We start from the raw sequence: 23,470 nt of genomic DNA, 5'->3' as shown, positions 1-23,470 counted from the left end.
AGCGTCGGAAGTGCCGCGAACCCCTGTTATTGCCGAGGAGCATTCCATGAAGCACGACGTGACCATCGAGATCCCCAAGGGGTCCCGCGTCAAGTACGAAGTTGACCACGAGACCGGCCGCGTCCGCCTGGACCGCGTCCTCTTCACGTCCATGCAGTACCCCACGCACTACGGCTACTTCGAAAACACCCTCGGCGAGGACGGCGACCCGCTGGACGCACTGGTGCTCCTGCAGGACTTCGACCTGCACCCGGGAGTGATCGTCGAATCCCGCCCCATCGGCGTCTTCAACATGACCGACGACGGCGGCGGAGACGCCAAGATCCTGTGCGTTCCCGTGGATGCCCGCTTCGACCACATCCAGGAAGTCAGCGACGTCAACGAGTTCCTCATCAAGGAAATCGAGCACTTCTTCACCCGGTACAAGGACCTGGAGCCGGGCAAGTGGGTCAAGGCTGAGGGCTGGGGCGACCGCGCCGCCGCCGAAGCCGAGCTGGAAGCCTCCATCAAGCGCTACGTGCCGTCCGGACACTAGTCCCCACCGTCCCCCTAACCTCGCTTCGCTCGGTCAGGGAACCCTGACGGCGTGGGCCCACCCACCGTCCCCCTAACCTCGCTTCGCTCGGTCAGGGAACCCTGACGGCGTGGGCCCACCCACCAACAGCACGTTCGACGGCGGGTGCCCGGCTTTTCGAAGCCGGGCACCCGCCGTCGTTGTTTCAGGAAGTTGTGGCATGGTGGGGCTGTGAGTTCCGAGCCAGCCCTGACCTCCCAGCTCCTGTTCCACCCGCCCTGCGGCCCCGTCAGCGGTTGGCGCGACGGTGACGTTATCCGCGCCACCGGCATCCCCTACGCCACCGCCAAGCGGTTCCAGCCGCCAGCCCCTGCCGCCGGCTGGACAGCAGAATTTTCCGCCACCTCCCTTGCACCGGCCTGCCCGCAGGCGCCGGTGCCGTTCCTCGACGACGTCCTGGGCACCAGGTACGGCGAGCTTCCCGGCAGCGAAGACTGCCAGAACCTTTCCATCACGGTGCCCGGTGACCTCCGGCCGGGCGAACAGCTGCCCGTCATGGTCTGGATCCACGGCGGTTCCTACACCACGGGCTCAGGTGATCTGGCAATCTTCGATCCCGCCCGGCTGGTGGCCGAAAACCGTGTCATCGCCGTCTCGGTGACCTACCGGCTTGGGCTCTTCGGCTTCCTGGCCACCCCTGCGGGCAGGCCCGGCAACCTGGGGCTCCTGGACCAGCTGGAAGCGTTCCGCTGGGTGCAGCGGAACATCTCCGCTTTTGGCGGGGACCCCGGCCGTGTGACTGCCTTCGGCCAATCCGCGGGCGGTGACGCGATTGCCCACCTGATGGCCACCCCGGAGGCACCCACCCTCTTCCAGCGCGCCATCATCCAGAGCGCTCCCTTGGGCATCACCCGCGGACGGGCGAAGATGAACCATGCCATGGGCATCGCCGCGGATTCCGTGACCGAGGAGACGCCCGCCATGGACGTGGTGGCGCTCGAGGCACGGGTTGCCCAGGTGGCAAAGAAGTTCGGCATGCTGGCCGCCATGCCCTTCGGCACCCAGTACGGCCACGACCCCCTCCCGGAGGAGTCGGGCATCGAAGCAGCCTGGAACCGGAACGCTGCGGCCATCGAAGTGCTGATCGGCCACACCTCCGAGGAGGCCCGGCTCTTCCTCCCCCGCAGCCCGCGCCTGATGCGCCTGGCCGGCGTCCCGGTGGTGGGTTCCGCCGCCGTGCGCGCCATTGACCGGGCTGTCACCGAGACCGTGTACGGCCGGGCCACCAGACGGTTCGCCCGCCGGCACGCCAAGGCAGGGGGACGGGCACACAGCTACGTCCTGGACTGGCATGCGCCCGGCAACATCTTCGGTGCCGCCCACACCGTGGACCTGCCCTTGCTGCTTGGCACCAGGAAAACGTGGGACGGCGTGGGGCTGATCGACGGTGCCCGCTGGGAGGATGTGGAAGCAGCGGGCCGCGAACTGCGGGCGCTGTGGGCCGGCTTTGCGCGGGGCGGGGACCTGGGCGCGTCCGGGGAAATTCCCGGCGTGCTGCGGTACCGGGCTGCCTGAGTACCCCGTGAGAACCCTCGGCGTGGACCTCGCGGCGGCCACGAAGAAGACCGCGGTGGCCGTCATCGACTGGAGCGGCAACCCGGCCCGGCTCACCCACCTGGCCCTGGACGTGGACGACCAGGAAATCGTGGACCTCTTCGGCACCTGTGACACGGCCGGCGTCGACTGTCCCGTGGGCTGGCCTGACGCACTCATTCCGTTCCTCACCGGCCACCTCAACTTCGACCCCGCGCCGGTCCTGGAGCACGATGGAATCGCGGGCCGGCGGCTGCTCGCCTACCGCGACACCGACAGGTTCACCACCGCGCACACCGGGCTGATCCCGCTCAGCGTATCCGCGGACAGGCTGGCGCATCCTGCCATGCGCTGCGCGGTGATCCAGGCGAAGATCGCGTCACTGCATGGGCCCCAGCCGCGGGACGGCTCGGGGCGGCTAGCCGAGGTGTACCCGGCGGCTTCGCTGAAGATCTGGGGGCTCAACGGGCGCGGCTACAAGGGCCGGGGCGTGCCCGAAGCGGAACGCCTTGGCCTCCTGTTGTCGGCTCTTGAGGAACAGGCGCCCTGGCTGGACCTGGGCGGGTACCGGGACAGCCTGGCCGGCTCGGACGACTTGTTCGACGCCGTCATCGCCGCCCTCACGGCACGCGCCGTGGCGCGCGGGCTCACTCTCCAGCCGGATGCCGCCCATGCGGAGTCCGCCCGCAGCGAAGGCTGGATCCACCTGCCCTCCTGCGGACTGGACGGGCTTCAGTAAGCTACCCGCCGAGCTTCCAGTTCCGGATCTCCTCCGGGTCCTCGCCGTGGGTCCGCGTATGTCCGCGGGCGCGGTCCCGCCGGTCCTGCAGGTCCTGGCGCAGGAGTGAATACCGTTCCGCGAGGCCCGGCACGCGGTCGATCGCGTCGATCGCCAGGGTGAAGCGGTCGATCCGGTTCATCATCGCCATATCGAACGGCGTGGTGGTGGTCCCCTCCTCCTGGTAGCCATGCACGTGCAGGCCCTGCTGGTTGGTCCGCCGGTACGCCAAGCGGTGGATCAGGGCCGGGTAGCCGTGGTACGCGAAGATGATGGGCTTGTCCGGGGTGAAGATCCCGTCGAAATCGTTGGCCGGCAGCCCGTGGGGGTGCTCGCTGGCATCTTGGAGCCGCATCAGGTCGACCACGTTGACCACTCGCACCTTCAGCCCCGGCGCACCGTCGCGGAGCAGTTCCGCCGCGGCCACGGTCTCCACGGTGGGAACGTCGCCGGCGCAGGCCAGGACGACGTCGGGCTCCTCGCCCGGCACCTCGGATCCGGCGAACCCCCAGATGCCCAGCCCGCGGCTGCAGTGGTTCGCGGCGTCGGCGGGCCCCAGCCAGGTGGGCGATGGCTGTTTGCCGCTGACCACGATGTTCACGTAGTCGGTGGAGTCCAGGCAGTGCTCCATGACGGACAGGAGGGTGTTGGCGTCCGGCGGCAGGTACACCCGGATGATCTCCGCCTTCTTGTTCACGGCGTGGTCGATGAAGCCCGGGTCCTGGTGCGAGAAGCCGTTGTGGTCCTGTTGCCACACATGCGAGGACAGCAGGTAGTTCAGCGACGCCACCGGCTGGCGCCACGGCAGCGTGCGGTGCACCTTGAGCCATTTGGCGTGCTGGTTGAACATGGAATCGACGATGTGGATGAAGGCCTCGTAGCAGTTGAACACCCCGTGGCGGCCGGTGAGCAGGTAGCCTTCGAGCCAGCCCTGGCACAGGTGCTCGCTCAGCACCTCCATGACCCGCCCGGACCGCGCAAGGTGCTCGTCGACGTCGTCAATCCGGTACTGCCACACTTTGTCAGTGACCTCGTAGACGTCCTGCAGGCGGTTTGACGCCGTCTCGTCCGGCCCGAACAGCCGGAAGTTGTCCATGTTTTGCGCAATGACGTCCCGCATCCAGGCGCCCAGCGTGATCATGGGGCTGACGCGTTCGGTGCCTGGGCGCGGAACCTCGACGGCGTGGTCCCGGTAGGCGGGCAGTTTCAGGGCCCGGCGAAGCAGGCCGCCGTTGGCGTGCGGCGTGGCGCTCATCCGGAAGTCGCCGGTGGGCGCTGCCCTGGCGACGTCGGGACGGAGCCGGCCGTCGCCGTCGAACAATTCTTCCGGGCGGTAGGACTGCAGCCATTCCTCCAGTTGCTTGAGGTGGTCCCCGTTGGTCCGGACCTCTGACAGCGGCACCTGGTGGGCACGCCACGTCCCTTCCACCTGCAACCCGTCCACCTCCCGCGGGCCCGTCCAGCCCTTCGGCGAGCGCAGCACGATCATGGGCCAGCGGTGTCCGCCCTCCCCCGATTCCCGGCGGTCACCCTCTGCCCGGTGGGCGTCCTGGATGGCACGGATCTCCGCCAGGCAGCGGTCCAGGACCGCGGCAAAGTCCCGGTGCGCCTGTTCGGTGTTGTCCGGGTCGGCTACCGTGACGAAGTGCGGTTCGTGGCCGTACCCGCGCAGCAGCTGCTCCAGCTGTTCCTGGGGCATCCGGGCCAGGACGGTGGGGTTGGCGATCTTGTAGCCGTTCAGGTGCAGGATGGGCAGCACGGCGCCGTCCGCGGCCGGGTCCAGGAAGTTGTGCGAGTGCCAGCTGGCGGCCAGCGGGCCGGTTTCAGCCTCGCCGTCGCCAATCACGACGGCGGTGACCAGCTGGGGGTTGTCCAGCACGGTGCCGTAGGCGTGCGCCAGGGAGTACCCGAGCTCACCGCCCTCGTTGATGGAGCCGGGGCTTTCGGGAGCCGCGTGGCTGGGGATGCCGCCGGGGTACGAGAACTGGCGGAACAGCTCGGCCAGGCCTGCCTCGTCGTTGCCCACGTGGGCATAGATTTCGGAGTACGTTCCCTCCAGCCAGGCGTTGGCGACGACGGCGGGGCCGCCATGGCCGGGACCGGCAACGAAGAGCATCTCGGTTGAGTCGCGGCGGATGACGCGGTTCAGGTGGGCGTAGACGAAGTTGAGTCCGGGGGTGGTGCCCCAGTGGCCCAGCAGGCGGGACTTGGTGTCCTCCGGTTTCAGGGGCTGGCGCAGCAGCGGGTTGGAGCGCAGGTAGATCTGCCCTACGGAGAGGTAGTTGGCGGCCCGCCACCACCGGTCCACGAGTTCGAGCCCGTCCTGCTGCGTCTCGTCCTGCCGCATGTCTTCCTGCTGCGTCTCGTCCTGCCCTGTGCTGCCGGCCATAACCATCCTTACGTCGGGTGTGCCGCCGCGGGCGGCCTGTAGGGTAGTAAGTAAGCTTAGCTTCCCGGTATGGGGGGCTGGGGCAAATCTACTGTGGGGAGAGATAGACATGCCAGCCGAAGACGACGTTGTGATTCCCGGGGTTCCCTCCGCTGAACCTCCGGCACGTGAAGAACCCACCACCCCGCGGGAGCCGTTGCCGCCCAAGCCGGACCAGCGTGGCCCGGAGGCCGTGTCGCCTACCGGCAGCCCTACCGGTGCGCCGGCCACCGCACGCGCCCAGTCCGGCCAGTACCTGACCACAGCCCAGGGACTTCGGCTGCAGGACACCGACCATTCCCTGAAAGCCGGGGCGCGCGGTCCCATCCTGCTGCAGGACCACCACCTGCGGGAAAAGATCACCCACTTTGACCACGAGCGTATTCCGGAGCGCGTTGTCCACGCCCGGGGCGCGGGGGCGCATGGTGTGTTCCGTTCCTACGGGACCGCGTCGAAGGTCACCAAAGCAGGTTTCCTGGCCCCCGACGTTGAAACGCCGGTATTCGTCCGCTTCTCCACCGTGCTCGGCTCCCGCGGGTCCGCTGACGCAGTCAGGGACACCCGAGGGTTCTCCACCAAGTTCTACACGGACGAGGGCACCTACGACCTGGTCGGGAACAACATTCCGGTGTTCTTCATCCAGGACGGCATCAAGTTCCCTGATGTGGTCCACGCGGCCAAGCCCCATCCGGACCGGGAGATTCCGCAGGCCCAGAGCGCTCACGACACCTTCTGGGATTTCGTCTCGCTCCACACCGAGGCGCAGGCCCACACCATGTGGAACATGTCCGACCGCGGCATCCCCCGCTCGTACCGGACCATGGAAGGCTTCGGCGTCCACACCTTCCGGCTCGTCAACGCCGCCGGTGACACCACCCTGGTGAAGTTCCACTGGAAGCCGAAACAGGGCGTGCACTCGCTGGTGTGGGAAGAAGCCCAGATCATCAACGGCATGGACCCGGACTTCCACCGGCGCGACCTTGCCGACGCCATCGAGGCCGGCGCCTACCCGGAGTGGGAACTCGGCATCCAGACGTTCCCGGACACCGAGGACCAGATGTTCCAGGGCATCGACCTGCTGGACCCCACCAAGTTCGTTCCCGAGGAACTGGCGCCGGTGCAGCCCATCGGGCTCATGACCCTCAACGCAAACCCGACGAACTACTTCGCGGAGACCGAGCAGGTGGCGTTCCACCCCGGACACCTGGTTCCGGGCATCGACGTCACCAACGATCCACTGTTGCAGGTGCGCCTGTTCTCCTACCTGGACACCCAGATCTCGCGCCTGGGCGGCCCCAACTTCGCGCAGATCCCCATCAACCGGCCGCACGCTCCGGTCAACGACATGCTCCGCGACGGGATGCACCAAACAGCGGTCCACGCCGGCGTTGCCCCGTACCGGCCCAACTCCCTGGATGGCGGGTGCCCGTTCCTGGCCGGCCAGGACATGGGGGCGTTCGTGGACGTGCCCGAAGCGGTTGCCGAATCCATCAAGGAACGGCGGAATCCTGCCTCCTTCGATGACCACTACAGCCAGGCCCGGCTGTTCTTCCGGAGCCTGAGCGCCGTGGAACAGGACCACGTCATCCAGGCGTACACGTTCGAGCTCGGCAAATGCTACGAAACCGCCATCCGCGAACGGCAGCTCCTGGCACTGGCCAACATCGATGCCGGGCTCTGCGCCGCCGTCGCGTCCGGCCTTGGCATGCCTGCTCCGAAGGCCTCTGAAGAGGTCGCCGACCGGGACCCCAGCCCGGCGCTGTCCCAGGTGGGCGGCACGTGGCCGGTTGCCGGGCGCGTGGTGGGCATCATCATCGATTCGTCCAGTGACCTGTCACAGGTGGCGGCCGTCCGGGACGCGCTCGACGGCGGGGGCATGGTCCCGCTGGTCATCGCACCAACAGGGGGCGTGCTTTCCTCCGACGGGCTTTCGGTCACCGTGCAGCGCACCTTCCTGACGGCGCGGTCCACCGAGTTCGACGCCTTGATCGTCGCCGGCGGCCGCCATGCCGCGCCGGACGCGACCGCCGGGCGGGACGCCAAAGCGGGGGAACCTGTTGAAAGTTCCGACCCCCGCGTCGCCCTCATGGTGTCCGAGGCCTACCGTCACGCGAAGGCCATCGGCACGTGGGGCTCCGGCTCGTCCGTCCTGGCTGCGGCAGGCATTCCGTCCGAAGCGCCAGGCATTGCTGCAGGACAGGACGCGGCTGACGTAACGTCCGCGGTCCAGGAGCTCCTCGCCGCCCACCGCGCATGGGAGCGTTTCGCGGCAACCGGCGCGGCAGCCGGGCAGCCCCAGTGATTGAGCAGGAAAGGCTGGCTGCCGGAGGTTAGTCCTCCAGCATTGACTGAGGGTCCGCAGCACCGGTTGTGGACCCTCAGCCGCGCCGCCACCAGGAAGTGCACGGGCCGCCCACCAGCCGTAATACTCGCAGTCCCACCGTTCCTACTTCCGGGTAGTGTGTACCCAGAATGTTCACCCTGACCATCAACCAGACGGACAGCCGGCGCGACGGCGACCAGGTTCCGCAGCTGCTCAAGGCCCTGCGGCACATCCCCGCGCGCCTGGATTTTGACCGCTCGGTGGAGGACGAAGTTCAGGGCATTGTCGATTGTGCGGGCCAGGCGGTGGACGCGGCGCTGATCGCGCTGCGCAGCGGCTCCTGGTATGTCGGCATCGGTGTGGGGCCTGTGGACGAGCCGCTGCCCAACCAGATCAAGGACGCATCCGGCCATGGCCTGGTCTACGCGCGGCGGGCTGTCGACCGGCTCCGCAGCAGCAAGGAACGCGTTCCGGTGGCGGTGGAGGGGCCGCTGGCCGACGTCGCCCACGACGCCGAAGCCGTGCTGCGGCTGCTGGGCCACATCGTGCGCGAGCGCTCCGATGCGGAGTGGCGGGTGCTGGACCTGCTCACCCCCGGAGTCCGCGGCCAACAGAAAGCCGTGGCCCAGGAGCTGGGCATCACCACGCAGGCCGTCAGCAAGGCCGTTGCCCGCGCCCAGTGGAACGAAGAACACGCGGCCCGCCCGGCCGCCGCCCGGTTGCTGGCACTGATCCTCGAAGCGGGGTAAACCGGCTGGCCCTGGCCGCGGGCTCCAACCCGGCGGCCCGCCGTCGTCAATGGGGCGCAGCGAAGCCTGGCCGGCGTAGCTTAGCTGCCCGTTGCAGCCATCACGGGTTCGCCGTTGAAGTACTCCAGCTTCCAGCCATCGATCGCGTGGTGGTGCGCCAGGTTGAGCACGGCGTTGTCCACGCTGGCCAGGGTCTGGCCGATGGCGCGGCTGAGGGTGACGCGCAGCAGGGTCCCATGGGTGACCACCAGCAGCCGCTGGCCGCGGAACTCCTCCGCCAGGGCTTCCAGTGCAGCCAGGCCGCGGTCCGCGGCTTCGTCCTCGCTCTCGGCACCCTTGAAACCGCCGGGAACGCGCAGGGCATCGAGTTCCGGGCCGGCCTGCATCCCCTCGGCCGGGCCGAAGCTGCGCTCGGTCAGTTCCGGGACACGACGCGACACCGCCAGTCCAAGGCCTTCAGCGATCAGGTCCGCGGTTTCGGCCGCGCGGCCCAGCGGTGAGGAGACGATGGCGTCCCATTCGTACGGGGCAAGGACGGCGACGGCGTCACGCGCCTGGCCGCGGCCGACGTCGTTCAGGGGGATGTCGGTGGATCCCTGCAGCCGGCGCTCGGCGTTCCAGTCGGTCTGGCCGTGGCGGACGAGGGCGAACGTCGTAAGGGTCATGGCTTCTATTCTGCCTTGGCCGCGTCCGGGCACCGGAATCGCGGCAGCGGACGGTGTCCTGCAGCGCCTTACAGCAGGCTGCGCAGGACGTGGGCGGCGCCGTCGTCGAACACGGAATGGGTGACCTCGTCGGCGGCAGCGATGACCTCGGCCGGCGCCTGGCCCATGGCAACGCCCCGGCCCGCCCAGCTGAGCATCTCGATGTCATTGCGTCCGTCCCCGACGGCCACAGTCAGGTGCTGTTCGATGCCGAGCCGCAGGCGGAGGTTTTCGAGCGCGCTCGCCTTGGTCACACCAGCGGCGGCGATGTCCAGCCACGCGGTCCAGCCCACGGAGTAGGTCACCCCGGCGAGGCCCACGTGGTCAATGGCCTCGTTGAACTCCTCGGGCGTGTTTTCGGTGCTGAACACCACCACGCGCACGGCGGTCGCTTCCAGCATGGTGTGGAAGTCGACACCCACGGCCTCCACGCCGAAGCTCGCGTCCTGGAAGCGCTCGGTGGACAGGAAGTTCCCGTCGGCGTCCTCCAGCGCGTACTTGGCGGACGGAAGCCGTTCACGCAGGGCGCGCAGGGCCGGGGCGGGGTCGAACGTGGCCTTGTGGATCACCTCGTAGCCGTTCTCAAGGCCCGGGTGGAGCCGGAGGGTCACGCCGCCGTTGCAGCAGACGGCGTATCCGTATTCGATGCCGATCTTTTCGATGATGGGAAGCGTGGCGTTCAGTGACCGGCCGGTGGCGATCATCACCTCATGGCCCGCCGCGACCACCGCCTGCGCTGCTTCCCGCACGCCCGGCGTCATGTGTCCGTCGTGGTCCACCAAGGTGCCGTCCACGTCCAGGGCGACCATGAGTTTCTGGTCGATGCTGGCGAAGGCGCTGGTGGAGCCGGCGAAGCCGTTCGTGTTGTTCTGGTTGTTATCCCGCCGGTCATCGTTGCCGGCGACTGAGGTTTCAGTCAGCGTTGTCATTGAAACAGTGAAGCAGACGTAACTGACAGGCGCTAGGACGCAGGACACAGGTTTACTGAACTGTTGGTAAACACGGCGGGTTTCCACATGCCCCGCGCTGTGCCGGCGTCTCCGTTATGCACCCGCCTGCGGACACCTCACCCCCGCACGCGCCGGTGCCAGGTCCATTGGCCGATGCGAATATGAGATTCCTGGTTGTCCACATGCCCCGGCCGGCCGCTTCAACAGCTGCCCATTGGCCGGTGACCATAAGTGGCATGTATCTGATCTCCGCGCAGGACCTCCGCCGCACCACGGGGGACACCCGTTCACTCAGCCGGCGCTATGCGCAGGGTGAATTTGTCCGCGTCCGCAAAGGTGTCTACGCCGAGAAAGAAGCGTGGGTATCGCTGGCTCCGTGGGAAAGGTACCTCCAGACAGTCCGCGCCGTGGACTTGGAACTACCGGGCTCCACATTCTGCCTGAACTCGGCGATTGCTGTTTGGAACTTGGACCTGCTTGCAGTTCCTGGACACGTCCATCTGTCCGGGGCGTCCAGGGGACACACCGGCCGGAAGCAACCCACCACCTCCGCAGCGTGCAACAAGTCCGGTCATACAGGACTCGAACACATCACCGCTTACGGGGTTCATAGGCATCCCGGTCAACCTGCCACAGTGGAGCACGCAGGGCTTCAGGTAACTCCCCTGCCCGAGACCGTCGTGGAAGTCATTGCGAGGGAGAACTTTGCGGCGGGAGTAGTGCTGGCGGACCACGCCATCAGCAGCCGCCGCCCTTCGGGACCTGCGCTCGGCAAGGATGAACTGCTGAGCAAGGCCGCCCGGCTCCGGTCCGGAGCCCGCCGAAAGTGGGTGGCACAGGTGCTGGACTTCGCATCGTCCGAGTCAGAGTCGGCAGGTGAATCGCTCAGCCGCGCACAGATGCATCTTCTCGGCTTCCCGGCCCCTATGCTCCAGGCGAAGTTCCGGCAGGAAGGTTCGCTGCTGGCCCGGACTGACTTCTTTTGGCCCAAGTACCGGCTTATCGGGGAGTTCGACGGCGACGCCAAGTATCTCAGTGACGACTACCTGGGCACGCGGACGGCACGGCAGGCCGTACTGGCGGAGAAGAGACGCGAGGACAGGCTGCGGGCAGCGGGTTTCCGGGTGGTTCGATGGGACTGGGCAACGGCCTCTGACTCTGCCCGCTTTGCGGCACGCCTGCGGCAGGCAGGCCTGCCGAGTACCCGGAGCAGACCATCCAGCACCCGTTAACGGACAGTGCACCCCCGAGCGCGGGGGTGCACTGTCTGTTCAGGGGTGCACTGTCCGTGTCCGGGTGCACCAGCAAGAAGGGAACCTAGAGGACCGGGAGGACCTCGAGGCCGCCGAGGTACTTCTGCAGCGCCTTGGGCACGTTGACCGAGCCGTCAGGGTTCTGGTGGTGCTCAAGCAGGGCCACGATCCAGCGGGTGGTGGCCAGGGTGCCGTTCAGGGTGGCCACGGCTCGGGTGCCCTTGGAAACGCCCTCGGCGTTGACCACGCGTTCGCGGATGTTCAGGCGGCGCGCCTGGAACGTGGTGCAGTTGGAGGTGGACGTCAGCTCGCGGTACGCGCCCTGGGTGGGAACCCAGGCTTCGCAGTCGTACTTGCGTGCTGCGGAGGTGCCGAGGTCGCCGGCGGCGGTGTCGATCACGCGGTACGGCAGCTCGCACTTGGCCAGCATCTCCTCTTCCCACGCGAGCAGGCGCTGGTGCTCGGCGGCGGCCTCTTCAACGGTGGTGTAGATGAACATCTCCACCTTATTGAACTGGTGCACGCGGATGATGCCGCGGGTGTCCTTGCCGTGGGAGCCGGCCTCGCGGCGGTAGCAGGAGCTCTGGCCGGCGTAACGGATGGGGCCTGCTGAGAAGTCCAGGATCTCGTCGGCATGGTACCCGGCCAGTGCCACCTCGGAGGTGCCCACGAGGTACAGGTCGTCCTCTGCGAGACGGTAGATCTCGGCGTCGTGCTTTACGTCGAAGCCCGTGCCCTGCATCGTCTCCGGACGCACCAGGGTAGGGGTGATCATGGGGATGAAACCGGCCTCGATGGCCTGGTCCATGGCCATCTGCAGCAGCGCCATTTCCAGCCGTGCGCCGACGCCCTTGAGGAAGTAGAAGCGGGCACCGGAAACCTTGGCGCCGCGTTCCATGTCGATGGCGCCGATCAGCTCGCCGATCTCCAGGTGGTCCTTGGGCTCGAAATCCGGGAATTCGCGCGGCGTGCCCACTGTCTTGACCACAATGTAGTCGTCCTCGCCGCCCTCAGGAACGCCGTCCTCGATGAGGTTGGGGATGGTGCGCAGCAGTTCTTCCTGCTTGGTCTGGGCGGCATCGGCCTCTGCGGAGGCGGCCTTGACCGAGTTTGCGAGCTCCTTGACCTCGGCCAGCAGCGCCTGCTTCTCCTCACCCTTGGCCTTCGCCACCTTCTTGCCGAACACGTTCTGCTCCGCGCGGAGGTTCTCGAAACGGAGCAGTGCTGCGCGGCGGGCGGAATCTGCGGAGATGATCGCGTCCACCACTGATTCGTCGGCGCCGCGGGCGCGCTGGCTGGCACGGAACTTGTCCGGGTTTTCGCTGAGGTCTTTTACGTCGATCACCAGACAAGGGTATCCAATACCGCGCACGACGGCGGGCGGCGGGGACGGTGGGCCCACCGTGCCGTCCGCCGGGCTACTGTGGAACCACCATGAGCGACTGGATTCTGTACCTGCTGATTGGGGTGGCACTTGCCTTTGCCATCTCCAGCTGGTGGGGCGTGCGCAGGCTCAAGGCGCTGCACATGCGCAGCACGGTGGCCGGGGAGGCTTACGATTCCGGGCTGGCGCAGCAGCGGGTGGCCGTCCTGATCAATCCCATCAAGGCGCGGGCGGAGGAGGCGAAGGCAGCCATCCAGCGGGCCTGCCGCAGTGCCGGCTGGGACGAACCGGTTTTTTACGAGACAACGGCTGAGGACCCGGGCTTCACCCAGATGCAGGCGGCGCTGGTGGGAAAGCCCGACGTCGTCCTGGTGGGCGGCGGCGACGGTACCGTGCGGGTGGTGGCTGAGGCCCTCGCCCACACCAACGTGGCCATGGGCCTCATTCCACTGGGGACCGGAAACCTGCTCGCCAGGAACGTGGACCTGGACGTCAACGACCTGCACGGCAACATCCAGACCGCCCTGTTCGGCCGCCAGCGCTATATCGATACAGCCCGGATGGCGATCGAGAATTCCCGCACGGGGACCTACTCGGAACACGTGTTTACGGTGATTGCCGGGATTGGCATGGACGCAGAAGTCCTCGCCGACACGAACGACGGCCTGAAGAAGGCCGTGGGCTGGCTTGCGTACACGGAGGCGGGCATGCGCCACCTGCCGGGTCGGCGCAAGAAGGTGTCCATCTCCCTGGACGGCAGCCCGGAACAGGTCCGGAACATCCGCAGCGTGCTGTTCGCCAACTGCGGCCTGGTGCCCGGCGGCATCGACTTCATCCCGCAGGCCATGATCGACGACGGCATGCTCGATGTGGTGGTGATGAGTCCCCGCAGCGCCCTGGGCTGGCTGCTGCTGTACGTGAAGATCATGTTCAAGCACAGTGGCAAGCTGCCTATCATGACCGTCTACCGGTCAGGCAGGGTTTTGATCAAGTGCCCCGAGCCCATGCCTACCCAGCTCGACGGCGATACGTCGGGAGAGGCAACGCGGCTCACGGTCCAGGTGGAGCCGCGGTCACTGCTGGTACGGGTACGCGGGGAGGTTGCCGGCGCAGCCGGGGCCGCGGCCTAGCCTTGCCGCAGCGCAGGTTGTGCGCTTCAGGCGCCGGCTTCAGGCGCCGGCTTCCTTCGCGGCGTCGGCGGCAGTTTTGGCGGCGGCGTGGGCCTCAGACTGTTCGCGGATCATGGCCTGCTCCTCTTCAAAGCGGAGGCGGTCGGCGCGGTCGGCGTCGTCCCCGTCCCAGTCCTGGTTCTCCTTGGCCGGCTTGGGATTGACGATCATCCCCTGGCCGTCGTTGTCAGTGCTGCTGGTCATGACCCGCTCCCTTCGTTGGGGCCTCCCCCATGTGGATCAAGCAAGCATACGCATTGTCCACAGCCCGCGGAAGTACTCGGAAGGGCATTCGCCTACGCTGTGGGCGAAGCTGCGGAACCGCTTTCACCTGCGGGAAATTCCGTTCGGAGCAACGAACCAACCCATGCCCGCGCAGCGGCGAAGGCGTCGTCGGAGGTGTGTGCAGCCACCACGGTGGTTTGCCTGTCCGCGCGGGGATACGAGCCGAGGAAACGTGTCCCCGGGCTGATGCGGTGCAGGCCGGCCAGGGCATCGGCCACGCGCGCCTCGCAGGCGTGGCCCTCGGCATCGATGCTGAAGAAGTAATGCCCCAAATACTGCCCGGTGGGCCGGGATTCGATGCGGCTAAGGTTGACCCCGCGGCTTGCGAGCTGGTCCAGGATCTCCATGAGGGCCCCTGGGCGGTCTTCGGGAAGCGGCACCACAAGGGTGGTTTTGTCAGCGCCGGTTGGGGCAGGCAGTGTGCCGGGACGGCTGACCAGGACGAAGCGGGTCACTGCGCCCGGGTTGTCACCGATGTTCTCCGCCAGCACTTCGAGGCCGGAGTTCTCCTCAGCCACCAGCGGTGCACAGATGGCTGCGTCGTAGTGGCCCTCGTCCTCGAGCAGGCCGAGGGCGGCAGCCGCGGTGGACGAGCCGGGAACATATTCCGCGCCAGGTATGTTCTGGTCCATCCACAGCCGGCACTGTGCCCATGCGTGGCCGTGGGTGGAGACCCGCCGGACGTCCTGCAACGGGACACCCGGGCGCGCCACCAGGACGAAGCTGATGGGGACCAGGACCTCCCGGATAATCCGGAGTTCCTGGCCGGTGGCGATGGCGTCGAGCGTGGCTGTTACGCCGCCCTCCACCGAGTTTTCAATGGGGACCATTGCAGCGTCCGCGGACGCGGAGCGCACCTGGTCCAGCGCAGCATTGACGTTGGACGCCGGCACCCGGGTGGCCTCCGCGGCGCCGGGGACCTGCATGAGGGCAGCCTCCGTGAACGTCCCCTCCGGCCCCAGGAATGCGTAGGTGGGAGCAGGCTGCACTAAAGCACCATCGGCTTGAGCCCGTTGTCGGAGACCAGCGGCTTGCCGTCCTCCAGCCACTGGTCCATGCCGCCCGAGACGTTGATGGCGGTGTAGCCCTGCGCGGTCAGCCACTGCGCGGCGCGGAACGACCGGCCGCCGGTGCGGCAAATGACGTAGAGATCCTCATCCGGGTCGAGTTCCCCCAGCCGCGCCGGAATCTGGTCCATCGGGATGTGGAGGGCGCCTTCGGCGTGCCCGGCAACCCATTCGTAGTCCTCGCGCACATCCAGGATGACGGCGTCAGCCGGGATGTCGTGGACGGGGACGGTCTGGAAATCGCTCATCGGAGTCCTGTCTTGGCGGATCAGAGTCAGCATTAAGCCTAGTCCTTCCGTGGTGCGGGGGCCGTGCCACCCTCCGGGTGGCACGGCGCAGGGCAGGCTAGGCTGGAAGCGCCGAGGAGGTTGCCTTGCCCGCAGAGCCGAACGTCCACCCGCCTGCCCCCGAGACTTTCGTCCCGGGGCGCAACCACATCCTGGACTGGCGCCTCCTTGACTGAACTGAACGAGCTTTCGGCGGTGACCCTGCGGGACCAGCTAAGGCATGGTGGGGTCTCAGCGGTTGAGGCCGCCTCCCATTTCCTTGCCAGGATCGAGCACAAGAACCCTCTCCTCGGCGCCTTCATCACCGTCACGGCGGACCTCGCCATGGAACAGGCCCGGGCGGCCGACTCCCTGCACGGGATGACAGACGCGGCGGACCTGCCCATGCTGCACGGCATGCCGCTGGCCTTCAAGGACCTCACGGATGTTGCGGGGGTGGTGACCACCCACGGCAGCGCGGCCCTGGACCACAAGCCGGCGCCGGCAGACGCACCCCTGGTGTCCCTCTTCAAGGAATCCGGCGCGCTCACCCTGGGAAAGACGCAGGTTCCCGAATTCGGACTGACGGCCTACAGCGAAAACCGCATCGCACCGCCGTCGCGCAACCCCCATGCCCTGAGCAGGAGTTCGGGAGGTTCATCCGGCGGCAGCGCCGCGGCGGTGGCGGCCGGCCTGCTGCCCTTCGCACCCGGGACCGACGGCGGCGGATCGGTACGTATTCCGGCTGCGGCATGCGGGCTGGTGGGGTTGAAGCCGGGCCGGGGCCTGGTGGTCGCCGGGGAAAGCGCGGGTGATCCGGCCCGGCTGGTGGTGCCCGGCCCGCTGGCCAGGAGCGCAGCCGACGCCGCACTGATGATGGACGCCCTGGTACCCGGAGGCCAGTTCCTTGCGGCAATCGGCGAGTCGCCGCCACGGCTGCGGATCGGCGTCACACTGGACAGCCCGTGGGCCGCCACCTTTCCCTTCACCCCGGAGCCCGAAGCCCTCGACGCGCTCCGAACCGGCGAGGCACTGCTGGAGCACGCGGGCCACGTGCTCAGCGATGCATCCATCCGCTACGACAACCGCTACCCGGACGCTTTCACCACCGCCTGGACCGCTGGGGTGGGGGCAGCGCGGATCAACCCCTCCCGGGAAGCGCTGCTGGCACCGCTGACCCGGACGTTCCGGCGGCGGGCGCAGCAGCGCAGCCCGGCCAAGCTCGCCGAGGCGCTGGCTTTCCTGCGCCAGTTCGAGCATGACACCGTGGCCCAGTTTGCGCAGTGGGACCTGCTGCTGATGCCGGCCCTGGCACAGACGCCGCGGCCCGTGGGCTGGTTCACGGGGACCGAACACGGCGGCGACCGGTGGCCGTCGGCGCACTGGCCGGGGGACGCCGACGGCGACTACCGCAGGCAGTGCGAATTCGCGCCGTGGTCTTCGCTGGTCAATGTCTGCGGGCTGCCGGCCATCACCATCCCCGTGCACTGGACCGGCAGTGCAGGCGGGCAGGGCCTGCCGATGGGGATCCAGCTGGTCGGTCCTATGGGTTCCGAAGCACTCCTGCTGCAGGTAGCGCACCAGTTGGGGTACTAGCGTCGGATGCGTGCATCCCTGTTGACCTGAACCTAACGCCGGATTAACCCGCCTGTAACCCCGCCGGAGCAGACTGGAAAGGTACCGCACCCTCCACTCGACACCAGCCCGACGAGGAGTTGCCCGAGATGAACCCTGACCACCCCGCACCCAGCACTGAGGACGCGTCATCTGAAGCGGAAGCCCGTCCGGACCTCAGCAACACCAATGTCAGGGAGGACCTGGCCATGGCCGGCCGCTGCGCGCTGGTCCACCTGCCGACCGGCCGGACCTGCCTGCTCCCGCTGCGCCACCACGGACCGTGCGAATTCCATCAGCCGCAGGAGGCGCAGGAAGTGGTGGCCGGGAACCTCGACTCCTAGGCCTATCAGGAGGACGATTAAAGGGCAGTCACCATAAGGAGGTCTGTGATGTGCTACGGATACAGCAAGGACTTTGGGCGCGGTTACAAGAAGGAAGCCGACCGCCGGCCTGAAGCCGAGCAGGAAACCCCGGTGGAGACACCGGAGCCACGGGTCAAGGCGCAGGACTTCACGTTCTGGGCATTCCCCAGCTGGCGCAGGACGCCAACGCCCCGCACGCCTTCGGCCGAGCGGAGCAAAGAACGGGTCTGAGCCTGTTGCCACGGAAGGGCCTCCAAGGGGCCCTTCCGCCATGCCCGGCCTCCGGCGCATACCCCCCGACGACGGGCCGGTGGGCATAACGGCGCATGGCCGCCTGCCCCGCGGGTCCGTTGTGCTCCGGCGATCGGGACGGCTAAGGTTGCACCATAAGCATGCTTAGCATTCTGGGAAAGGGGACGAGCATGAGCGCAGGACAATACTCGCCAGGACCCGAGGGCCGGCGGGAACCGGGCAGAACAGTGACGCCGCAGGACACCGCCCCCGCCCCGGAAGGCGGTGTTGCCGGAAGCTACGGCAACGCGCCTTCCTACTCCACCAGCGCGGGGACACCCTCGGCCGGGACGGCCCCGGTGCCTGCCGCCCCGGAACGCAAGGTCACCCGCACCGGCGTCATCTGGGCAGCCGTTGTTGCCGCCCTGGTGCTGCTGATCCTGCTGATCATCTTCATCCTGCAGAACCAGGAGCTGGTCCTGGTAAAGTTCCTCGGCCTCGAGGGCGCTGTTCCGCTCGGAATGGCGTTGTTTATCGCGGCCGTGACCGGCGGCGTGCTGGTGGCGGCAGCGGGCGGCGCACGCATCCTTCAGCTGCGCGCCAATGCACACCGGGCACGGATCCAACAGCGGAGGTAGGTCCCGCCAGGCGGCGGCCTCAGCTGCCCAGGTTGCCGAACTTCAGGGCCCGGGCAGCCACAAGCTTCGGCACAGGAACCCCTGCCACCGCTCCCAGCTCGTATTCGATGGCGCGGGCCATGCGGGCACAGAACTCGCGTGGCTCGAGCGACGCATCGCCACGCTCATCCACGATGTGGTCCACCAGGCCGCTCGCGTACAGCGAGGCAACGTTCACGCCCTGGGCCTCGGCCATGGCGGGCGCGAAGGCCGTGGTCCGGTGAACGATGGCACTGGCGCCTTCCGGGGGCAGCGGCGACAGCCAGCTGTGCTGGGCAGCGATGGTCCGGTCCGCCGGCAGCAGGGCCAGGGCCCCTCCCCCGGCTCCTTGGCCCAGCAACACGGAAACCGACGGCGATTCCAGGCCGATCAGTTCGTGCAGTGAGCGCGCGATTTCGCCGGCGAGCCCGCCCTCCTCCGCTTCCTGGGACAGCGCCGCCCCGGCCGTGTCGATGACGGTGAGCAGCGGCAGCCCCAGTTCCTCCGCCAGCTTCATGCCCCGGCGCGCCTCGCGCAGTGAACCGGGCCCCATGCCCGCGGCGTCCTTGCGCAGCGGCCGCGCATGGCCCAGGACGATGCAGGACTGGCTGCCGAAGCGCGCCAGCGCCAGCAGCAGCCCGGGGTCCTTCTCCCCCTGCCCGGTTCCATTGAGGGGAAGGGCGTCGCCCGCACCGAACTTCAGGAGCTGGCGCAGGTCCGGGCGCCGCTGCCGGCGGGAAATCCCGATCGATGTCCAGGCGTCCACGGCAGCAGGCCGCACGGCCAATGTTTCGGGAGGCGGCACGGCCAGCCCCGCACCGCACGTGGTGGACAGGATGTCCAGCGCGCGGGCCACGAGGTCCGCAAGGTCCTCTGGCTGCACCACGCCGTCGATCAGCCCCTTGTTGAAGAGGTTCTCCGCCACCTGCACGTTGTCCGGGAACGCTTCGCCGTAGAGGGCTTCGTAGACCCGGGGGCCCAGGAAGCCCAGCAGCGCTCCGGGTTCAGCGACGTTGATGTGCCCCAAGGATCCCCAGGACGCCATGACCCCGCCGGTGGTGGGGTGCCGCAGGTAGACCAGGTAGGGAAGCCCGGCCTGGCGGTGCGCCCGGACGGCGCCGGTGATTTTCACCATGGATAGGAACGCGAGCGTCCCTTCCTGCATCCGTGTCCCCCCGGACGCGGGACCTGCCAGCAAGGGCAGTCCCTCCGCGGTGGCACGCTCGACGGCGGCGACAATCCGCTTCGCCGCGGCGTGGCCGATGGACCCGGCCAGGAAGGAAAATTCGCTGACAATCAGCGCCACCCGGCGGCCACGGATCAGCCCGGCGCCGGTGATCACGGACTCGTCGGTGCCGCTGCGCTCGCGTGCCTTGGCCAGGTCGCGGGCGTAGTCCTCGGAAAGCACGGGCTGTTCCGGCGGGGCGTCCCAGGAGACGAAGGAGCCTTCATCCACCACGATGTCCAGGAGTTCGGTGGCGCTCAGATGCCGCACCTTTTCCGCCGTCGGCATGCTACTTGGCCCCCGCGGCCGGGGCTGCACCGGCCGCGGCCAGGCCCAGCCACTCCCGGATGGCCGGCCCGTCCTCGTCCAGGAGCGGTGGCGCGTCGTGTTCGGTCAGCGTCGTCTCCGCGGCATCGCCGGGTGCGAAGAACCGCAGCGGCGGGCCAGGCAGGCTCACCTTGCCCAGCAACGGATGCTCAACGTCCACCACCAGGCCCTGGGAGGCCACCTGCTCCCAGGCGTACACCTCGTCAAGCGAACGGACCTTCCCTGCCGGGATCCCGGCGTCGTCCAGTTTTTGCAGCAGTTCCTCCGCGCCGTATCCAGCAAAGGCGCGTTCGACGTCGGCTATCACCCCTGCCCGGTTCCGCACCCGTTCGGCGTTGCTGGCAAAGCCCGGGGCAGCGGGGTCCAGGCCGAAGGCCGAGGCAAACGAGGCCCACAGCTTCTCGCTGCCCACGCTGATCTGCACGCTCCCGTCCTTGCAGGTGAACAGCCCATAGGGCGCGATGGACGGGTGGTGGTTGCCCTGGGCCTGCGGCACTTCTCCCGCGACCGTGGTCCTGGTGCCCTGGAAAGCGTGGACGCCGATCAGCGATGCCAGCAGTGAAGTGCGCACCACCTTCCCCTGGCCGGTCCGGTACCGCTCCACCAGCGCGGCCAGCACACCGAGCGCCCCGTTCATGCCGGAGAGCAGGTCCGCGATCGGGACGCCGACGCGTTGGGGGTCGTCCGGCCCCGACCCGGTGAGGGACATCAGGCCGGCTTCGCCCTGGAGGATCTGGTCGTAGCCGCTGCGCCGGGACTCGGGCCCGTCATGGCCGAAGCCCGTGATGGAAAGAATCACCAGCCGGGGGTTGAGCTCATGCATTGCGGCAGTGGAGAAGCCCAGCCGGTCCATGACGCCGGGCCGGAAGTTCTCGATGACAACGTCGGCCCGCTCCAGGAGACCACGCAGTACCGCCTGTCCGTCCCCGCTTTTCAGGTCCAGGGTGATGGATTCCTTGTTGCGGTTGCAGGACATGAAGTAGGTGGACTGCAGGTTGCCCTCGGGACCAACGAAGGGCGGACCCCAGCCCCGGGTGTCATCCCCCGTTCCCGGATTCTCCACCTTGATGACGCGGGCGCCCAGGTCAGCGAGCATCATGCCGGCGTGCGGTCCGGCCAGTGCGCGGCTGAGGTCGACGACGGTGTGCCCGGCCAGCGGGCCTGGGGAATTCTCTGCTGAGCTCATGTGCGGGGTTTCCTTTCTCAAAGACGGGCGGCTCTCAGGTGGTTGCGCCGGTTAGAGCCAGCCGGGGACCACCAGGGCAAGCCAGGCCAGGACGGGTCCGGCCACGATGACGATTCCGCTGTAGCCGAGGATCCGCTTGTAGAACTGGTCCTTGTCCACGCCTTCGGGGGCGTTGGCGAGCACCAGGGCGCCGTTGGTGGAGAAGGGCGAGACGTCCACGATCGTGGCGGAGACGGCGAGGGCGCAGATGACGCCGACGGCGCCGATCTCGCCGGTGGAGAGGAAGGGGACGGCGAGCGGGATGAGCGCGGCCAGGATGGCGGTGGAGGATGCAAAGGCGGAGACGATGGCGCCGATGAAGCAGATCAGGAGGGCGGCCACAAGGGGCATCCCCAAACCGGCGACACCGTTGGAGACGAATTTGATGGTGCCGGCTTCTTCCAGGACGCCGACGAAGGTGAGCATGCCGCAGATGAGCAGCACCGTGGACCAGCTGATCTTGTTGATGGCGCCCTTCTGTGCCGCGGGAGAGACCAGGGCCAGCACGATGGCGATGGTGATGGAGACGAATCCGACGTCCATCTTCAGACCGAGGGCGACGACGGCGAGGACGACCAGGCCGGCGATGGAGACCAGCTGCGGGATCCGCTCCTTGCGCTCCTTGGTGGCCGCAACGCCGTCGCCGGCCGGGTCGCGGGGGTCGTACATGCCGGAGCCGAAGCCCTTGAACGGGACGTCGCCGCCGGCGGCCCTGGCTCCGACGCTGACGGACATCCGGGCTTCGGCTGCCTGCTCCACGAAGTGGCCGACCTTGGAGGACATGAGGTTTTTGCCGCCCAGGACGACGAAGAGCACCAGCGCGATGACGAGGTTGAAGATGAGGCTTGAGAGGAACAGCGCCGTGGGGCTGAAGGCGAGGTCGGTCTTGGCCAGGATGCCGTTGACCGTGACGCCGTACACGGCGATCGGCGAGAAGCCGCCGGCCTGGGCGCCGTGGATCACCATCATGCCCATCAGCAGGGGGCTGATCTTGTACTTTCCGGCGAAGCTCAGCGCGATGGGGGCGATGATGGCGACGGCGGCGGGAGACAGTGCGCCCACGGCCGTGATCACAGCGGTAATGGCGAACATGACCCAGGGGATGAGGGCCACGCGGCTGCCCACGAGCTTGACGGCGCCGCGGACCAGCAGGTCGATGGTGCCGTTGTTCTGGGCTATCGCGAAGAGGTAGGTGACGCCGACGATCGTGAGGAAGAGTCCGCCGGGGAAGTTGGAAAGGATCTCGTTGGTGGACATGCCCAGCACCACGGCGCCGAGCAGGAACGCGCCCACAAAGGCGAGCGCGCCCATGTTGAGGGGCAGGACAGTGGCGAGCAGGAACATCGCCGCGAGGATGATGATCGATAAAACAGGAGCGGACATCGTTGGTCCTCCAGTGGGGAAAGAAAGAATGTGACGTGAGTTACTGGCTCACTGGACTAGCCTCTTAGAGAGTGAGTCTATCTGTCAATAGGGGCGCGGGGTATTCTGGTCCTGGTTAACCTCAGGAGGAACTGTGGAGAAGACGGCACGGGCAGGTTTGGAGCGGGTCACGCGGCCCCGGCTCTACGAACAGCTGGTGGAGCAGATCCTTGCCTACATCGAGTCCGCCCAGCTCCGCCCGGGAGACCTGCTGCCGGCCGAGCGCGACCTTGCCGAGCGGCTCGGAGTCTCCCGTGCCACCCTGGCCCAGGCCCTCGTGGCCCTTGAGGTGCTGGGTGTCATCGACGTGCAGCACGGTACCGGCGCCGTCCTGGCGCGGCGCCCCAGCGTGGCCTCCGTGATCAAGGGGCTGCGCGAACACCGGAGCCGGTTGCCGGAAATCGTCGAGGCCCGCAGCACGCTGGAGGGAAAGCTCGCGGCGCTGGCTGCGGAACGCCGTACGGAGGACGACCTCGCCGCTATTGACCACGCCCTCGATGTCATGGCCCGCGAAATCAACGACGGCGATCGCGGCGCCCACGGGGATGAGCTCTTCCACCAGGCCATCACCGCCGCGGCCCACTCCTCGGTGCTCGCGCAGCTGATGGCTTTCATCGCGGAGATGATCCTGGAAACCCGGATGGAGTCCCTGGGCCAGCCGGGCAGGCCGGAGCAGTCGCTGGCCTCCCACAAGAAGATCGCCGACGCCATCCGTGCACAGGACCCGGATGCTGCCGCCACGGCCATGCTGGCGCACATTGAACTTGTCTCGGACGTGGAGCTGCTCCGCTAGCAGCGGCCAAGCCGCACCAGCTCGACAACTCACCGCTCCGCGGACCAGTCCGCCGGTCGTGCGCGGGGGGACCCGTCCATTGGGAGGGGACCCTTGCAAGTGACACGCCAAAATGTCTGGTTTCCCGGACACTGCGGCACCCTGGGCGG

22 protein-coding genes are annotated in these 23,470 nt (G+C 67.8%); 12 read left to right on the top strand and 10 right to left on the bottom strand.

Going from position 1 to position 23,470, the window contains the following annotated elements; genetic code table 11:
* The first annotated feature begins 46 nt into the window (after window positions 1-46).
* The 3 genes from AC3IMC_RS10625 (at window position 47) to AC3IMC_RS10615 (ending at window position 2,846) form a co-directional block, all read left to right on the top strand.
* Window positions 47-535 (top strand): inorganic diphosphatase, encoded by a 489-nt coding sequence (locus tag AC3IMC_RS10625; protein ID WP_236800566.1) that lies wholly within the window; start codon window positions 47-49, stop codon window positions 533-535.
* A gap of 210 nt (window positions 536-745) precedes the next feature.
* On the top strand, window positions 746-2,089 hold the full coding sequence (locus AC3IMC_RS10620; RefSeq protein WP_490918523.1) for a carboxylesterase family protein: 1,344 nt from the start codon (window positions 746-748) through the stop codon (window positions 2,087-2,089).
* Between the two features lie 7 nt (window positions 2,090-2,096).
* Window positions 2,097-2,846 carry a DUF429 domain-containing protein gene (locus AC3IMC_RS10615; RefSeq protein WP_490918521.1) on the top strand — a complete coding sequence of 250 codons (750 nt, stop codon included), beginning with the start codon at window positions 2,097-2,099 and terminating at the stop codon, window positions 2,844-2,846.
* A 1-nt stretch (window position 2,847) separates the two neighbouring features.
* Here AC3IMC_RS10615 and AC3IMC_RS10610 read toward each other — a convergent pair whose 3' ends face one another.
* Entirely contained in the window at window positions 2,848-5,274 is a 2,427-nt protein-coding gene (locus AC3IMC_RS10610) for a phosphoketolase family protein (RefSeq protein ID WP_490918519.1), read from the bottom strand.
* A 109-nt stretch (window positions 5,275-5,383) separates the two neighbouring features.
* Here AC3IMC_RS10610 and AC3IMC_RS10605 point away from each other — a divergent pair, with 109 nt between their 5' ends.
* Together AC3IMC_RS10605 and AC3IMC_RS10600 are read left to right on the top strand one after the other, a co-directional pair.
* A complete protein-coding gene (locus AC3IMC_RS10605; RefSeq protein WP_490918518.1) occupies window positions 5,384-7,615 on the top strand; it encodes a catalase in 2,232 nt (743 codons plus the stop codon).
* 170 nt (window positions 7,616-7,785) lie between these two features.
* A complete protein-coding gene (locus tag AC3IMC_RS10600; RefSeq protein WP_490918517.1) occupies window positions 7,786-8,385 on the top strand; it encodes a hypothetical protein in 600 nt (199 codons plus the stop codon).
* An 80-nt stretch (window positions 8,386-8,465) separates the two neighbouring features.
* Here the strand turns inward: AC3IMC_RS10600 and AC3IMC_RS10595 are convergent, their stop codons facing one another.
* Complete coding sequence (locus AC3IMC_RS10595; protein ID WP_490918515.1) at window positions 8,466-9,050, bottom strand: histidine phosphatase family protein; 585 nt, start codon at window positions 9,048-9,050, stop codon at window positions 8,466-8,468.
* Window positions 9,051-9,118: 68 nt separating this feature from the next.
* Window positions 9,119-10,018 (bottom strand): HAD family hydrolase, encoded by a 900-nt coding sequence (locus AC3IMC_RS10590; RefSeq protein WP_490918514.1) that lies wholly within the window; start codon window positions 10,016-10,018, stop codon window positions 9,119-9,121.
* 257 nt (window positions 10,019-10,275) lie between these two features.
* Between AC3IMC_RS10590 and AC3IMC_RS10585 the strand changes: the two genes are divergently transcribed.
* Entirely contained in the window at window positions 10,276-11,271 is a 996-nt protein-coding gene (locus AC3IMC_RS10585) for a hypothetical protein (RefSeq protein WP_490918512.1), read from the top strand.
* An 85-nt stretch (window positions 11,272-11,356) separates the two neighbouring features.
* Here AC3IMC_RS10585 and serS read toward each other — a convergent pair whose 3' ends face one another.
* Entirely contained in the window at window positions 11,357-12,637 is a 1,281-nt protein-coding gene (gene serS, locus AC3IMC_RS10580) for a serine--tRNA ligase (RefSeq protein ID WP_490918511.1), read from the bottom strand.
* 89 nt (window positions 12,638-12,726) lie between these two features.
* Between serS and AC3IMC_RS10575 the strand changes: the two genes are divergently transcribed.
* On the top strand, window positions 12,727-13,806 hold the full coding sequence (locus tag AC3IMC_RS10575) for a diacylglycerol/lipid kinase family protein (protein WP_490918510.1): 1,080 nt from the start codon (window positions 12,727-12,729) through the stop codon (window positions 13,804-13,806).
* Window positions 13,807-13,845: 39 nt separating this feature from the next.
* Here the strand turns inward: AC3IMC_RS10575 and AC3IMC_RS10570 are convergent, their stop codons facing one another.
* The 3 genes from AC3IMC_RS10570 to AC3IMC_RS10560 all read right to left on the bottom strand — a co-directional run bounded on the left by AC3IMC_RS10570 (window position 13,846) and on the right by AC3IMC_RS10560 (window position 15,445).
* Window positions 13,846-14,049 carry a hypothetical protein gene (locus AC3IMC_RS10570; protein WP_490918509.1) on the bottom strand — a complete coding sequence of 68 codons (204 nt, stop codon included), beginning with the start codon at window positions 14,047-14,049 and terminating at the stop codon, window positions 13,846-13,848.
* A gap of 92 nt (window positions 14,050-14,141) precedes the next feature.
* Window positions 14,142-15,119 carry a prephenate dehydratase gene (gene pheA, locus AC3IMC_RS10565; RefSeq protein ID WP_490918508.1) on the bottom strand — a complete coding sequence of 326 codons (978 nt, stop codon included), beginning with the start codon at window positions 15,117-15,119 and terminating at the stop codon, window positions 14,142-14,144.
* The gene (locus tag AC3IMC_RS10560; protein ID WP_221384635.1) at window positions 15,119-15,445 is read right to left on the bottom strand and encodes a rhodanese-like domain-containing protein; all 327 of its coding nucleotides are present in this window, start codon (window positions 15,443-15,445) and stop codon (window positions 15,119-15,121) included. Before AC3IMC_RS10560 ends, pheA begins: the two co-directional genes overlap by 1 nt.
* A 207-nt stretch (window positions 15,446-15,652) precedes the next feature.
* Between AC3IMC_RS10560 and AC3IMC_RS10555 the strand changes: the two genes are divergently transcribed.
* From AC3IMC_RS10555 to AC3IMC_RS10540, 4 genes are all read left to right on the top strand, one after another.
* Window positions 15,653-17,059, top strand: a complete 1,407-nt coding sequence (locus AC3IMC_RS10555; protein WP_490918507.1) for an amidase — start codon at window positions 15,653-15,655, stop codon at window positions 17,057-17,059.
* Between the two features lie 128 nt (window positions 17,060-17,187).
* The gene (locus AC3IMC_RS10550; RefSeq protein ID WP_490918506.1) at window positions 17,188-17,421 is read left to right on the top strand and encodes a hypothetical protein; all 234 of its coding nucleotides are present in this window, start codon (window positions 17,188-17,190) and stop codon (window positions 17,419-17,421) included.
* 48 nt (window positions 17,422-17,469) lie between these two features.
* Complete coding sequence (locus AC3IMC_RS10545) at window positions 17,470-17,673, top strand: hypothetical protein (RefSeq protein WP_490918505.1); 204 nt, start codon at window positions 17,470-17,472, stop codon at window positions 17,671-17,673.
* A gap of 191 nt (window positions 17,674-17,864) precedes the next feature.
* Complete coding sequence (locus tag AC3IMC_RS10540) at window positions 17,865-18,311, top strand: LapA family protein (protein WP_490918504.1); 447 nt, start codon at window positions 17,865-17,867, stop codon at window positions 18,309-18,311.
* Between the two features lie 19 nt (window positions 18,312-18,330).
* Here the strand turns inward: AC3IMC_RS10540 and AC3IMC_RS10535 are convergent, their stop codons facing one another.
* Genes AC3IMC_RS10535 through AC3IMC_RS10525 form a run of 3 tightly spaced genes read right to left on the bottom strand, consistent with a single transcriptional unit; the run spans window position 18,331 to window position 22,489 of the window.
* On the bottom strand, window positions 18,331-19,842 hold the full coding sequence (locus AC3IMC_RS10535) for a carboxyl transferase domain-containing protein (protein WP_490918503.1): 1,512 nt from the start codon (window positions 19,840-19,842) through the stop codon (window positions 18,331-18,333).
* A 1-nt stretch (window position 19,843) separates the two neighbouring features.
* Window positions 19,844-21,067 carry a CaiB/BaiF CoA transferase family protein gene (locus tag AC3IMC_RS10530; protein ID WP_490918502.1) on the bottom strand — a complete coding sequence of 408 codons (1,224 nt, stop codon included), beginning with the start codon at window positions 21,065-21,067 and terminating at the stop codon, window positions 19,844-19,846.
* A gap of 51 nt (window positions 21,068-21,118) precedes the next feature.
* Entirely contained in the window at window positions 21,119-22,489 is a 1,371-nt protein-coding gene (locus AC3IMC_RS10525; RefSeq protein ID WP_490918501.1) for an SLC13 family permease, read from the bottom strand.
* Window positions 22,490-22,622: 133 nt separating this feature from the next.
* Here AC3IMC_RS10525 and AC3IMC_RS10520 point away from each other — a divergent pair, with 133 nt between their 5' ends.
* Complete coding sequence (locus tag AC3IMC_RS10520; RefSeq protein WP_490918500.1) at window positions 22,623-23,321, top strand: FadR/GntR family transcriptional regulator; 699 nt, start codon at window positions 22,623-22,625, stop codon at window positions 23,319-23,321.
* Window positions 23,322-23,470 lie beyond the last annotated feature (149 nt).

The sequence above is a fragment of the Arthrobacter sp. E70 genome, assembly GCF_058266945.1.
Note: the sequence above shows the minus strand (reverse complement) of the source record. Positions and strands in the feature narration are given on the sequence as shown.

What these genes read in the sequence shown, in the direction of transcription:
- AC3IMC_RS10625 (WP_236800566.1), top strand. Translation starts at nt 47, where the DNA reads ATGAAGCACGACGTGACCATCGAGATCCCCAAGGGGTCCCGCGTCAAG.
- AC3IMC_RS10610 (WP_490918519.1), bottom strand. Translation starts at nt 5,274, where the DNA reads ATGGCCGGCAGCACAGGGCAGGACGAGACGCAGCAGGAAGACATGCGG.
- AC3IMC_RS10605 (WP_490918518.1), top strand. Translation starts at nt 5,384, where the DNA reads ATGCCAGCCGAAGACGACGTTGTGATTCCCGGGGTTCCCTCCGCTGAA.
- AC3IMC_RS10600 (WP_490918517.1), top strand. Translation starts at nt 7,786, where the DNA reads ATGTTCACCCTGACCATCAACCAGACGGACAGCCGGCGCGACGGCGAC.
- AC3IMC_RS10595 (WP_490918515.1), bottom strand. Translation starts at nt 9,050, where the DNA reads ATGACCCTTACGACGTTCGCCCTCGTCCGCCACGGCCAGACCGACTGG.
- AC3IMC_RS10590 (WP_490918514.1), bottom strand. Translation starts at nt 10,018, where the DNA reads ATGACAACGCTGACTGAAACCTCAGTCGCCGGCAACGATGACCGGCGG.
- AC3IMC_RS10585 (WP_490918512.1), top strand. Translation starts at nt 10,276, where the DNA reads ATGTATCTGATCTCCGCGCAGGACCTCCGCCGCACCACGGGGGACACC.
- AC3IMC_RS10575 (WP_490918510.1), top strand. Translation starts at nt 12,727, where the DNA reads ATGAGCGACTGGATTCTGTACCTGCTGATTGGGGTGGCACTTGCCTTT.
- AC3IMC_RS10570 (WP_490918509.1), bottom strand. Translation starts at nt 14,049, where the DNA reads ATGACCAGCAGCACTGACAACGACGGCCAGGGGATGATCGTCAATCCC.
- AC3IMC_RS10560 (WP_221384635.1), bottom strand. Translation starts at nt 15,445, where the DNA reads ATGAGCGATTTCCAGACCGTCCCCGTCCACGACATCCCGGCTGACGCC.
- AC3IMC_RS10550 (WP_490918506.1), top strand. Translation starts at nt 17,188, where the DNA reads ATGAACCCTGACCACCCCGCACCCAGCACTGAGGACGCGTCATCTGAA.
- AC3IMC_RS10545 (WP_490918505.1), top strand. Translation starts at nt 17,470, where the DNA reads ATGTGCTACGGATACAGCAAGGACTTTGGGCGCGGTTACAAGAAGGAA.
- AC3IMC_RS10540 (WP_490918504.1), top strand. Translation starts at nt 17,865, where the DNA reads ATGAGCGCAGGACAATACTCGCCAGGACCCGAGGGCCGGCGGGAACCG.
- AC3IMC_RS10535 (WP_490918503.1), bottom strand. Translation starts at nt 19,842, where the DNA reads ATGCCGACGGCGGAAAAGGTGCGGCATCTGAGCGCCACCGAACTCCTG.
- AC3IMC_RS10530 (WP_490918502.1), bottom strand. Translation starts at nt 21,067, where the DNA reads ATGAGCTCAGCAGAGAATTCCCCAGGCCCGCTGGCCGGGCACACCGTC.
- AC3IMC_RS10525 (WP_490918501.1), bottom strand. Translation starts at nt 22,489, where the DNA reads ATGTCCGCTCCTGTTTTATCGATCATCATCCTCGCGGCGATGTTCCTG.